Raw genomic sequence first — 12,005 nt, 5'->3', positions numbered from 1 at the left:
GGCGGGCCGTGACGAGCTCCGCACCGACCTCCCGGGCGCGGGCCGCCTCGCTCTCCCAGCGTTCGGCCTCCTGCCGCGCGCTCGCCAGCTGGGCGCGCGCGGCACGCAGCTGCGTCTCGAGGGACTCGTGTCGCTCGACATCGTCGGCGACCTCGCGGAGTCGCTCCTGCGCCGCCTCGACCGCGGCGTCGGCCGCCTCGAGGCGCTCGATCGCCGCCCGATACTCCCCCGTGGGCGCGGCGGTGCGGGCGGTGAAATAGCGCAGGCAGGTGGCCTCCGCCGCCGCCAGGAGGCTCTCGGCCGCGCCGCCGACGTCGGGAGCGGTGCCCGCGGCCTCGTCGAGCGCGGCCGCGAGCGCGGAGCTGCCCGCCAGCCGCTCCTGCACGAGCGGCCCGGTCTGCATGAGCCGCAACGCCTTCCACAGGTGCAGGTCGGCGGTCTCGGCGAGGATCGCGCGAACCCGCTCGTGCGCCTCGTCGCCGACGAGGTGGGCGCGGGCCGGGGCCATGATGTGCAGTTCGGTGGACGGCTGGCGCAACCACTGTTTGCGGTAGCTGAACCGGTACGCCCCGGTGGACAGCTCCACCTCGACGCAGGGGCCGACGTCGCGCCCGATTGGCTGGGCCGAGCGGATCTGCGCGCGCCGCGACGAATCCTTGTGGTCGAGCACGAGGTCGAGGGCGTCGAGCATCGTCGACTTGCCCACCTCGTTGGGCCCCTCCAGCACGAGGATGCCGGCCTCGGGGAACGCCACGTCGCGGGCCGCGACACCCTTGTAATCGCGCACGCTGAGCCGGTGCAGCCTCATGCCGCCGGCCCCTTCGCGAGGCGGTACAACAGCGACAGCGCCTCGCGGGCGATCTCCGCCTGCCGATCCTGCGCGCCACCGGAACCGCCTCCGGCGGCGGAGCCGCCCGACCGGCCCGGGCCACCGGAGCCGTTGCTGAGCCCCGCGAGATCGGCGACGGCGGCGTCGACGAACCCGCCGACTCCCAGATCGGTCAGCTCGTCGTCGCCGAGGATGACCGCGACGTCGTGCCGCTGCGGCCACGTGAAGCAGGCGGCCAGCACCTCCCCGTACACGTCGAGCAGCGTGTCGAGGCGCGCCTTCTGGCGCAGGGTGAGCGTGCCGGTCAGGCCGGTGCGCACAACCGTGCGGTCTTTGGGGTCCATGCGGCTGAGCTCCTCGTCGAGGTCGTCGAGGTCGTCGTCGCCGCTGATCTCGCGTTCGAGCGTGACGAACCGCCAGGTGCCGACGTGGTGCGGGGTGACCACCGGCTCCGCACCGGCGGCCACGTCGACGACGAGCACGTCTCCGGGCCGCTCCTCGCGGAACGAGGTGACCTCCGGCGAGCCGCTGTAGTTGACGAGGCGGCGTCGCCCCACGGCCAGGCGGGTGTGCTTGTCGCCGAGCGCGGCGTACTGCACCAGTCCGTCGTCGACGGCCCGCTCCAGCCCGGCGAGCGAGATGAGCGACGGCTCGTCGGACTCCGGAGACAGCGCGTCGAGAGCGCCGTGCCCGACCAGCACCCGCACGCCCGCGGACGGCGGCGACAGGCCCTCGAGCGCGTCGGCCACGAGATCGCGCAGCGGCGCCTTGCCGAACCAGGGGGCCGCCACCAGCTCGACCCCCTCGGACACCGGCACGACCCCGGCCCGGTCGAGCACGTGCACGTTGGGCGGGCAGGCCCGCGCGAACAGCCGCCCGCGGTAGATCGTCACCGCGTCGAGCGGGTCGTGGTTGCCGGGCAGCAGGTAAACCGGCACCTCGATGGCGGCCATCGCCTCCAGCGCCCGGCGCACGGTCTGGGCCCCGACGAGGTTGGATTCGAAGACGTCGCCCGCGACGACGACGAACTCGCACCTGTGCTCGCGGGCGAGCGCCCCGATCGACCGGATCGCGTCGATGCGGGCCGCGGTGTAACGGGCCTGCGCCTCCGGCTCGAGGAAGTGCCGGGTCATGCCCAACTGCCAGTCGCTGGTGTGGATGAAGCGGACCACGGTCACCTCCTTCGACGATTCGATGCGCCCTGGTGTCGACGTCTGGTTCGACCCTAGACGCGAGCACCGACAAGGTTGCGCGAGCGACACCCGCCGGGCTGCTGACCAGCACCGTTACGGGTGCCCCGGCCGTTGGACGACCTCACGCGGCACGCCCGTAGCTGACTCGCGACGACCAGATGCGATGCAATCCCGTCGTCCGACCCGTGCGCGGGGAGTCGTACATCCGGCCGTCGCCGGCGTAGATGCCCACGTGATGCGCGGGAGCGCCGAAGAACACCAGGTCACCGGGACGGGGCTCGGTCACGGTGCGCACCGCACGCTGCTGCTGGGCCGCCGTGCGCGGCAGGTTGACGCCGACCTTGCGGAAGACGTGCTGAGTGAACCCTGAGCAGTCGAACCCGGATGTCGTCGTGCCGCCCCAGCGATACGGGATGCCGGACAGGCCCGCCGCGACGGCCAGCGTGGCCGACATCCGCCGCGACGAGTTGGCCTTCGGTTTGGGCGCCCGCGATTTCGTGGGCGCCGGGGCTGCCTTCCGTGGCGCGGCCTTCGGAGGGGCGGCCTTCGGAGGGGCGGCCTTCGGTGACGCGGCCTCCGGAGGGTCGGCCTTCTGAGGGGCTGGCTCGAAGCGCTGCGGACGCGGTCGTGGCGTCACCTCCTTGGCGCTGCCCCCTTCAGGAGCCGGTTCCCGCGACGAGGCCTCCGACTCCCCGGCCTCCGACTCCTCGGCCTCCGGTTCGTCACCCCCCTCCCGCCGAGCCGCCTCCTCACCGTCGTACCGCCTGGCCCAGTCGAGCAGCACGGGGACCGGATCGCCGCGGCTCGGCTCGGGATCGGCGGCTGCCGGAGCGACGCCACCGGCCAGCGCACCGACCACCCCCGCGGCCGCCCCGCTGACGAGGAACAGCGACGTCGACGGGGGCCTCCCGGGCCTCCCGTGGCCCACCACACGCCGCGCCAGACGCGTCAGGTGCACCGTCTCACCGACGGCGACGACGACCGGCGTGAACGGGGAGGAGGGCTGGGCGCGATGACGCCCGGGCGCGGGGGCTGGCATGGGTGGCCTCTCCGTGCCGCCGACGGAGCCGGCCCGGCTCCGTCTCCCGCCGCACGAGGGCGCAGCTGTCCCGCGGCGCGGCGGCAGGAGGGGCGGGGACCGGGCGCGGGGCCATCACGGCGATGACGCTGGCGAAGCTAGCCGCGGATCACCGCCCGGCGCCGACGCTCATCCACAGGCCCACGACGTCGACGCCGACGAAAAAGCCCGAACGACAGGCTCCCTCGACAACCACGACGACAGTACTGTGACCGGCATCACATCCGCGCGAGGACAGCGACAACGGCCTGTGGATGGAATCGGGTCAGCCCTCGGGCGTGACGAACAGCAGGCTGGCCACGCCGGCCGGCAGGTCGACCGCGGCCCCGTCGAACTCCGCGCCGCGCACGAGCACGCGACCATCGGCGTTCGTCTCGTACGTGATGACTGCCCCGGGCACGACCTGCGCGGCGGACAGGGCGGCCAACAGCTCGACGTCGGTCTGCAACGGCTCCCCCACGCGACGCAGCCGCACCGTGCCGGCGCCCTCTTCGAGCTCGGTGAGGTGCTTGAGCCCCGCGGGGCCGGGCTCGACGATCTCCTCGGAGGCGAACCCCAGCTCCTCCAGCCCGGGAATCGGGTTGCCGTACGGGCTGATCTGGTGCGTCGGCAGCAGCCCGAGGATCTTGCGCTCGACGCGATCCGACATCACGTGCTCCCAGCGGCACGCCTCCTGGTGCACGTGCTCGTACTCCAGCCCGATGACGTCGACGAGAAGCCGCTCCGCCAGCCGGTGCTTGCGCATGACGCGGGTGGCCAGCAACCGCCCGTCGTCGGTGAACACCAACGACCGGTCGGGCTGCAGATGCACGAGACCGTCCCGCTCCATACGCGCGACGGTCTGCGACACGGTGGGTCCGGAATGCCCGAGTCGCTCGGCGATCCGAGCCCGCAACAGCGGAGTGCCTTCCTCTTCGAGCTCGAGGAGGGTGCGCAGGTACATCTCGGTGGTGTCGATGAGATCCGTCACAACGCCACTGTCTCACCTTCGGTGCACCCCTGGCTCGCCACGCGCGTCACGTCGGCCCGAATCACGCCCGACCCCCTTACCGGCCAGTAGGTTTCGGCTCCTGGGGGCTCCGCCAGGGCCCGCCCGCGAGGGCCGGGTGATCCCGATCTCACTGCGGCACATCGGGCCCCAGGGTTGCGCAACCTTCCTTCGCGCCCCGCGAAGATCAGTTTATATTTCAATCATCCGCTCGGTGCTGCGGTCTCCCCAACCGTGGCCAGACCGAGTGGAAGTAGTGAGAACCCGGCTTCCCCTGGCCGGAGTACCGACGGCAATCCCCGAGTCGCCGGGCACCATGACGGGGCCGCACCCCCCTGATGCGGCCCCGTCACTCATTTCCCCTCCGAAGGCGCCACACGGGGAGTCTCGACGGCAAAGACCCCGGTCAGGTGGTGCACGTCACACTGCCGCAGGCGCTCCTACGGCTGCAGCCGCACTCGTTCCCAGGCCCGAGCATCGTCGAGCAGAGCCGGTTCCGCGGCGCGATAACGGATCCGATCGTGGAGCCGGTCCGGTCGCCCCGCCCAGAACTCCACCTCCGTGCAGCGGATGCGGTACCCCACCCAGTCCGGGGGCGCCGGCACCGCCGACTCCCGGCCTTCCTCGGGATACTGTTGCGCGAATCTTTCAGCCGCCGCTTCCAATTCACCCCGGGAAGCCACGGGGTGCGACTGCTGCGACGCCCACGCCGAGATCTTCGACCCCCACGGTCGGTTGTCCCAGTAGGCCTGCACGATCTGCGGCTCGATCTCCTGCGCGCGGCCGCGGAAGCGGATCGCGCGAAACAGGGGGCTCCAGGTCAGCGTTGCGGCCATGACGCCCGTCGCGCCGATCTCGGCGGCCTTTGCGGAATGGCGGCTCGAGACGTAACCCGGCCCGCGGGCGTCCAGGAAGCGCAGCAGCACCGTGCGCACGTTGGGCACGCCCTCGGCGTCCACGGTCGCCACCGCCATCGCCGACGGCTCGTACAGGTCCTCGCGGGTGCGCGCCGCCGCCCGCGCCTCGGACACCCACGCGTCGACCAGTTCCCACGGCGCGGAAGGCACCTCGCCCTCCAGGCCGGTTCCCGCGTAGTCGTATCGCTGCACATCCTCCATGCAGCCGACCCTAGCCCCGCCGCCACGCGAGGACCCCGGGCAGCGACCGACCCCGCGCGCCGACGCGCCGAACCGGCACCTGTGACAAGCCGGAAAAACGCCTGGCCCACAATGGGCGCCATGGAACGGATTCCGCCGACGGCCCTTCCCTGGCAGACCGCCGTCGCGGAGGCCGACGGGGAGGCGGACATGCTGCGCTACCGCGGCGTGTCCCTCGACGAGCTCGTCGGGCGCGTGTCGTTCGGCCCCGTGTGGGGGCTCCTCGTGGCGGACGACTTCGCGGTGACCCCGCCTCCGGCCGAGCGGTTTCCGCTGCCGGCGCACACCGGCGACGTCCGCGCGGACGTGCAGAGCGCCCTCGCCCTGCTGGCTCCGGTGTGGGGCTTTCGGCCGCTGCACGACATCACCCTCGCCCAGGCCCGCGACCAGTTGGCCCGGGCGTCGTCGATGGCGCTGTCGTTCGTCGCCCAATCCGCCCGCGGCAGTGACCGGCCCGTCGTGCCGCAGCGCGAGGTGGACCGCACCGACGACATCGTCGAGCGCTTCCTCATCCGGTGGCGCGGCGATCCCGACCCGCGCGACGTCGCCGCACTGTCGGCCTACTTCGTCGCCGCGGCCGAGCACGGCATGAGCCCGTCGACGGTCACGGCGCGCGTCATCGCCTCGACCGGCGCCGACGTCGCGGCCTGCCTGTCGGGCGCGGTCGGCGCGATCAGCGGTCCGCTGCACGGGGGCGCCCCGGCGCGGGCCCTGCACATGATGGAGCGCATCACCGCCGGGGCTGACCCCGGCCGCGAGGTGGCCCGCCAGCTCGACGCCGGCCACCGGCTCATGGGCTTCGGGCACACCGTCTACCGGCGCGAGGACCCGCGGGCGCGGCTGCTGCGCGCGACGTGCCGGCGGCTCGGCTCCCCGCTGTGCGAGGCCGCCGAGGCCCTCGAGGCCGCGGCCCTCGCGGCGCTCGCGCAGCGCCACCCCGAGCATCGGATCGCCACGAACATGGAGCTGTGGGCGGCGGTGCTGCTGCACGGAGCCGGGGTGCCGCCGCCGCTGTTCGCGGCCCTGTTCACCTGCGCGCGCACCGCTGGCTGGTCGGCCCACATCCTCGAGCAGGCCGGCCACGTCGGCATGCGCCGCCCGGTGGCGCAGTACGTCGGTCCCACCGCGCGCCCGGCCCGAAGCGTGCCCGGCTGGTCCGCGATGATGGGGGCGTGACCGCCTCCCCCGCCGGCTCCGCTTCGGCGCAGCCCCGCACGTTTCTGCCGCCCGAGATGCTGCCGCGCGACGGCCGGTTCGGCAGCGGCCCGAGCAAGGTGCGCCCCGAGCAGGTCGAGGCCCTGACCCGCCTCGCGACGACCTGGCTCGGCACGTCGCACCGGCAGGCCCCGGTCCGCGCCGCCGTCGGCGAGCTGCGCGAGGGCCTGGCGCGGTTCTTCGCCCTCCCCGACGGGTACGAGGTCGTGCTCGGCAACGGCGGAGCCAGCGCCTTCTGGGACATCGCGAGCCTGTGCCTCGTGCGCGAGCGCTCCCAGCACGTCGTCATCGGCGAGTTCTCCGCCAAGTTCGCGGCCGCGACGAGCGCCGCGCCCTTCCTCGCCGAGCCTGACGTGCGCCGCGCGGAGCCGGGCCACGCCACCAGCCCGCACGCCGTCACCGACGTCGACGCCTACGCCTGGCCGCACAACGAGACCTCGACCGGCGTCATGCTCCCGGTGGAGCGCGTCGGAGCCGGTGACCAGCTCGTGCTCGTCGACGGCACCTCCGCGGCCGGCGGCACCCGCCTCGACCCGAGCCAGGTCGACGCGTACTACTTCGCGCCGCAGAAGAGCTTCGCCGCCGACGGCGGGCTGTGGTTCGCGCTGCTGTCTCCGGCCGCGATCGAGCGCGTCGAGCGGCTGCGCGGGAGCCGGTGGGTGCCGGCGATCCTCGACCTGCACGCCGCGATCGAGAACTCCCGCAAGGACCAGACGCTCAACACCCCCGCGCTGGCGACGATCGCGCTCATGCGCGAACAGGTGCGCTGGCTCAACGAGCGCGGCGGCCAGGAGTGGGCGGCGGCGCGCTGCGCGCAGTCGACCGGCATCGTCTACGACTGGGCGCGGGCGCACGAGCTGGCGACCCCGTTCGTCGCCGAGGAGTCGGCCCGCTCCACGGTCGTGGCCACGATCGACTTCGACGAGCGAGTCGACGCGGCCGCGCTGGCCGCGACGCTGCGCGCGCACGGCGTCGTCGACCTCGAGCCGTACCGCAAGCTCGGCCGGAATCAGTTGCGCGTCGGGGTGTTTCCCGCCGTGGAGCCGGACGACGTGCGGGCGTTGACCGCCTGCATCGACGCCGTGCTGGCCGAGGGCTCGGTGCTGGTTCGGTAGTCGGCGCCGACTCGGCCGTCGGCTCGGCACTCCGCGGCGCCGGCGACTGCGGGGGCGCCGGGGACCGGCCCGGCTCCGATCAGAACATCGGCGCGACGACCACGGCCAGCAACATCGCCGCCAGTGCGACGAGGACGACGACGCGTCGGGTGCGTGGGCTCATCCTGCGTGACCTCCCGGTCGGCTCGACTCCGAGTCTGTGCACCGTAGCGCACGACCCGTGGGCGCCGACGCTGCAGGTGCGCCGGGCGCATGAGCAGGTGGCCGCGACCGCGGGACAGGTACGCCAGGGCGCCCAGCAGCACGAGCACGTCGGCGATGCTGCCGACGAGCATCGTCCAGCGCGCGCCCCACATCGCGCCGATCCAGCCGACGACGGGCGCGCCGAGTGGCGTGCCGCCCATGAAGATCGCCATGTACAGGGCCATGACCCGGCCGCGCATCTGCGGTTCGACGGCGAGCTGCACGAGCGAGTTGGCCGTCGGCAGGATCGTCATCGCCGTCAGGCCGACGAGCACGAGCAGGATCGCGAAGGTCCAGTAGGTGGGGGCGAGCGCCGCGACCGTGTTGGCGACCGCGAACGCGCCGACGCCGCCGAGCACGACCGCCAGCCGCGGCTGCGGGCGCCGGGCGGCGAGCAGGGCCGCGGCCAGCGAACCGATCGCCATGATCGAGCCGAGCAGCCCGAACTCCCCTGGCCCCTTGCCGTAGACGGTCGTGGCCATGAGCGCGATCGTCATCTGGAAGTTCATGCCGAACGTGCCGTGCACGAAGACGACGGCGAGCACGAGCAGGATGTCGGGACGGTGCACGACGTAGGCGATGCCCGCGCGGATGCCGCCCTTGGAGGCTGCCCGCGGCGCCGGCTGCAGGGCGCGCGGGTCCATGAGCCACAGGCAGACGATGATCGCGGCGACGCTGACGGCGTCGATGACGAACACCCAGCCGGTGCCGACGAGCGCGATCAGCAGGCCCGCCAGCGCCGGGCCGATGAGCCGGGCGGTGTTGAAGTTCGCGCTGTTGAGGCCGACGGCGTTGCTCAGCAGGTCGGGGCCGACGACCTCGGAGACGAAGGCCTGCCGGGTCGGGGCGTCGACCGCGGCCGCCGCGCCGTACAGGAAGGTCAGCACGTAGATGCTCGCCAGCGTCGCCGTGCCCGACAGCACGAGCGCGGCCGTGACCAGCTGCACGAGCGCCAGCGACCCCTGAGTGAGGGTGAGCACGCGGCGCTTGGCGAACCGGTCGGCCGCGAGCCCCGCGAACGGCGCGAGCAGCACCATCGGTAGGAACTGCAGGGCGGTGACGATGCCGAGGGCCGCGGCGTCGTGGTCGGTGAGTTCGGTGAGCACGAGCCAGCTCTGGGCGGTGCGGCCCATCCACGTGCCGACGTTGTTGACGAGCGCGCCGACGAAGAAGAAGCGGTAGTTGCGGGAGACGAACGAACGGAAGGTCGGGCTCACCGGGCCGCCACCTTCGCCAGCAGCGGCGCGGCCTGGGCGAGCGTGCGGAGCTCTTCCTCCGACAGGTCGGCCAGCCGCGACGACATCCACTGATCGCGCCGCGCCCTGATCTGGGTGAGCAGCTCGCGCCCGGAGCCGGTGAGGCTGAGCACCACCGCGCGCCGGTCGCCGGGGTGCGCGCGCCGGGCGACCAGCCCCGCCTCCACGAGACCGGCGACCGTGCGCGTCATGCTCGGCGCCGAGACCTTTTCGGCCTCGGCGAGCTCGCTCGGCGTGGCGTCGGCCTTGTCCAGGCGCGCGAGCACGCTGAACTGGTGCGGCGGGATGTGCCACTCGTCGTCCTGCGCCTCGAAGCGCACCCGGCGGCTGATCCGCATGCACGCGAGCCGCAGCTCGACCGCCAGCGCGCCGAGATCCGTGTCGCTCATCTGCGCCTCCCCGTCATCGACTACTTAGCCCAAGTCATTAGCTTGGGTAAGTATTCCGTGGACGGAGACGCCGGTCTCGCAGGGCGGGACGGGACCGGGCTGCTGCCGCGGGACCGCCTCCGCGGAGGCGGTCCCGTCGAGCCCGGCCGGTCCAGTCCGATGGCACAAACTCCCGTGCGGAGACCGGCTCAGGAGACGCCGAGCGCCCCCTTGATGGGATCGATGGCGAAGTAGATGACGAACAGCACGGCGACGATCCACAGCAGCGGGTGCACCTGGGCGGCGCGGCCGCGGGCGATCTTGATGACGACGTAGGCGACGAAGCCGGCGCCGATGCCCGCGGAGATCGAGTAGCTGAACGGCATGAGCACGATCGTCAAGAAGGCCGGGATCGCGATGTCGATGTCGTGCCAGTCGATGCCGACGACCTGCTGCATCATGAGGAACCCGACGATGACGAGCGCGGGGGTCGCGGCCTCGTAGGGCACGATGTCGACGAGCGGGGCGAGGAACGTCGCGAGCAGGAACATGATGCCGGTGACGATCGAGGCCAGGCCGGTGCGCGCGCCCTCCCCGACGCCGGAGGCGGACTCGATGTAGGAGGTGTTGCTGCTGACGCTCGCGGCGCCGCCGGCGATCGCGGCCACGGAGTCGACGACGAGGATGCGCCGGGTGGCGGGCGGGTTGCCCTCCTCGTCGAGCAGGCCCGCCTCCGCGCCGATGGCGACCATCGTGCCCATCGTGTCGAAGAAGTCGGCCAGCATGAGCGTGAAGATCAGCAGGGCGGCCGAGATGATGCCGATGTTGGTGAACGACCCGAGCAGGTTGAACTGCCCGAGCAACCCGAAGTCGGGGGCGTCGACGACGTGGTCGGGCAGGGCCGGCACGTTCAGGCCCCAGCCGGTGGGGTTGGCGTTCTGGTCGGCCGGGCCCTGGGGGCCGACGTGGAAGACGCTCTCGACGAGGATCGCCAGCAGCGTGCCGCCGACGATGCCGTAGAGGATCGCGCCGGAGACCTTGCGGACCATCATGACGATGATCGCCAGCAGCACGAGCACGAACACGAGGGTGGGCCAGCCCGCGAGGAAGCCGCCGACGCCCAGCTCGACGGGCGCGGCCGGCGCCTTGCGGACGATGCCCGCGTCGTAGAGGCCGATGAGGGTGATGAACAGCCCGATGCCCACGCTGATCGCGGTCTTCAGCTGCGCCGGGATGGCCCGGAAGACCGCCTCCCGGAAGCCGGTGAGCACGAGCAGCAGGATGAGGATGCCCTCGAGCACGACGAGCCCCATGGCGTCGGCCCACGTCATCTGCGGCAGGCTCGCGACGCCGTAGGCGACGAACGCGTTGAGCCCGAGCCCCGCGGCGAGCGCGAGCGGGTAGTTGGCGAACACGCCCATGCAGATCGTCATGAGGCCGGCGACCAGCGCCGTGCCGGAGGCGACGAGGGCGAGGTTGGGTTCGCTACCGCCGCCGAGGTACTGCCCGGTGCCGTCCTGCACCGTGCCGATGATCAGCGGGTTGAGCACGATGATGTAGCCCATCGTGAAGAACGTCGCGAGGCCACCGCGGATCTCGCGGGCCACGGTCGAGCCGCGCTCGGTGATGCGGAAGTACCCGTCCAGCCGGGACGAGGAGGATCGCCGGGACGGCGGTGCAGAGGTGGACATGTGCAGAAAGCGTAGGGGTCGCGTGTGACAGGCTTGTGTCCGGCTCACACCCCGCCGGTGGGTGGCCTTCCCCCCGAAGGGAAACGCCCTTTCGACGATCGCGAACTCCCCGTCACGGGAGCCGACCTGGGGCGATGCCTCGCACGGCCGCCGCGCGATCGTCGATTCGGCGAATCAGACGAGCTCGACCTCGGTGTCGTCGAGCACGGGGTCGGAGCTGGCGGCCGGTGAGGAGGCGGGCACGTCGGTCTCGCTGTGGGCGCCGCAGCCGTGGTCGAGGCTGACGACGCGGCCGTCCGAGGGCGACCAGGAGTTCGCGCACACCCCGAAGGTGCGGCGCAGGGCCCCGGCCAGCGGCAGGTAGTAGCCGCACGTGGTGCACGAGGCCTTGGCCTGCTCGGCGACGTCGGCGTGCGGGCCGTTGTCGCCGTCGTACCAGCGCTGCGCGGCCACCTCGCGGCCCTCGGCCGACAACACCCGGGGGCGGCCGAGGCCGAGCTCCCACTGCGCCATCTGGTCGACGTCCTCTTCGCCGGTGGCCTCGAAGCCCGCCTCGAGCAGCGGGTCGGCCTCGCGGTAGGGCAGCACGTCGCCCGGGCCGATGTCACCCGGCACGAGCCGCTGCGCGTACGGCACCCACGCCGGAGACAGCACGGCGTCGGGGCCCGGCAGCAGGTGCGTCTCGCAGACGGTCACCTTGCGGCTGCGCGCGACGCGCGTCACCGTGACCGCCCAGCGCCAGCCGCGGTACGCGCCCGCGGTGCACTCGAACAGGTGGGTGGCCAGGCGCTCGGCCTCCATGACCATCGCGACGTGCGCACCGACGGTGCCGCGTTCGGCGATGGTCTCGGCGGCGGCGCGGGCCTCGTCGG

General features: G+C 72.8%; 11 protein-coding genes. 2 read left to right on the top strand and 9 right to left on the bottom strand.

Going from position 1 to position 12,005, the window contains the following annotated elements:
- From PINTE_RS17240 to pdxH, 5 genes are all read right to left on the bottom strand, one after another.
- On the bottom strand, positions 1-808 hold an 808-nt coding region (locus PINTE_RS17240), incomplete at its 3' end, for an AAA family ATPase (RefSeq protein WP_157087329.1).
- Positions 805-2,001, bottom strand: coding sequence for a metallophosphoesterase family protein (locus tag PINTE_RS17235; protein WP_084343731.1), 1,197 nt, complete (start codon positions 1,999-2,001; stop codon positions 805-807). The genes PINTE_RS17240 and PINTE_RS17235, both read right to left, overlap by 4 nt.
- A gap of 142 nt (positions 2,002-2,143) precedes the next feature.
- Positions 2,144-3,061, bottom strand: coding sequence for a C40 family peptidase (locus PINTE_RS24000; RefSeq protein ID WP_217996629.1), 918 nt, complete (start codon positions 3,059-3,061; stop codon positions 2,144-2,146).
- Between the two features lie 304 nt (positions 3,062-3,365).
- Positions 3,366-4,070: a metal-dependent transcriptional regulator gene (locus PINTE_RS17225; protein ID WP_068433229.1), complete on the bottom strand. Its 705-nt coding sequence runs from the start codon at positions 4,068-4,070 to the stop codon at positions 3,366-3,368.
- A gap of 458 nt (positions 4,071-4,528) precedes the next feature.
- Positions 4,529-5,206, bottom strand: a complete 678-nt coding sequence (gene pdxH / locus PINTE_RS17220) for a pyridoxamine 5'-phosphate oxidase (protein WP_068433227.1) — start codon at positions 5,204-5,206, stop codon at positions 4,529-4,531.
- A gap of 120 nt (positions 5,207-5,326) precedes the next feature.
- Here pdxH and PINTE_RS17215 point away from each other — a divergent pair, with 120 nt between their 5' ends.
- On the top strand, positions 5,327-6,421 hold the full coding sequence (locus PINTE_RS17215; RefSeq protein ID WP_084343730.1) for a citrate synthase 2: 1,095 nt from the start codon (positions 5,327-5,329) through the stop codon (positions 6,419-6,421).
- 56 nt (positions 6,422-6,477) lie between these two features.
- Positions 6,478-7,575 carry a phosphoserine transaminase gene (serC, locus tag PINTE_RS22145; protein WP_084343729.1) on the top strand — a complete coding sequence of 366 codons (1,098 nt, stop codon included), beginning with the start codon at positions 6,478-6,480 and terminating at the stop codon, positions 7,573-7,575.
- Here serC and PINTE_RS17205 read toward each other — a convergent pair.
- From PINTE_RS17205 to PINTE_RS17190, 4 genes are all read right to left on the bottom strand, one after another.
- Complete coding sequence (locus PINTE_RS17205; protein WP_068433221.1) at positions 7,470-9,035, bottom strand: MFS transporter; 1,566 nt, start codon at positions 9,033-9,035, stop codon at positions 7,470-7,472. The genes serC and PINTE_RS17205 overlap by 106 nt on opposite strands.
- Entirely contained in the window at positions 9,032-9,463 is a 432-nt protein-coding gene (locus tag PINTE_RS17200) for a MarR family winged helix-turn-helix transcriptional regulator (RefSeq protein WP_068433220.1), read from the bottom strand. The genes PINTE_RS17205 and PINTE_RS17200 overlap by 4 nt, the downstream gene beginning before the upstream one ends.
- Positions 9,464-9,651: 188 nt before the next feature.
- Entirely contained in the window at positions 9,652-11,133 is a 1,482-nt protein-coding gene (locus PINTE_RS17195) for an NCS2 family permease (RefSeq protein ID WP_068433219.1), read from the bottom strand.
- A 174-nt stretch (positions 11,134-11,307) separates the two neighbouring features.
- Positions 11,308-12,005, bottom strand: a 698-nt coding sequence (locus PINTE_RS17190; protein WP_068433218.1) for a DUF3027 domain-containing protein, incomplete at its 5' end; no start/stop codon positions are given.

This window comes from Piscicoccus intestinalis NBRC 104926 (genome assembly GCF_001515525.1).
GTDB classification, from domain to species: domain Bacteria; phylum Actinomycetota; class Actinomycetes; order Actinomycetales; family Dermatophilaceae; genus Kineosphaera; species Kineosphaera intestinalis.
This window is presented reverse-complemented; position numbering and strand designations above follow the sequence as displayed.

Coding starts and splice junctions, on each gene's coding strand:
- PINTE_RS24000 (WP_217996629.1), bottom strand. CDS start 3,061: ATGCCAGCCCCCGCGCCCGGGCGTCATCGCGCCCAGCCCTCCTCCCCG.
- PINTE_RS17215 (WP_084343730.1), top strand. CDS start 5,327: ATGGAACGGATTCCGCCGACGGCCCTTCCCTGGCAGACCGCCGTCGCG.
- PINTE_RS17195 (WP_068433219.1), bottom strand. CDS start 11,133: ATGTCCACCTCTGCACCGCCGTCCCGGCGATCCTCCTCGTCCCGGCTG.
- PINTE_RS17200 (WP_068433220.1), bottom strand. CDS start 9,463: ATGAGCGACACGGATCTCGGCGCGCTGGCGGTCGAGCTGCGGCTCGCG.
- serC (WP_084343729.1), top strand. CDS start 6,478: ATGCTGCCGCGCGACGGCCGGTTCGGCAGCGGCCCGAGCAAGGTGCGC.
- pdxH (WP_068433227.1), bottom strand. CDS start 5,206: ATGGAGGATGTGCAGCGATACGACTACGCGGGAACCGGCCTGGAGGGC.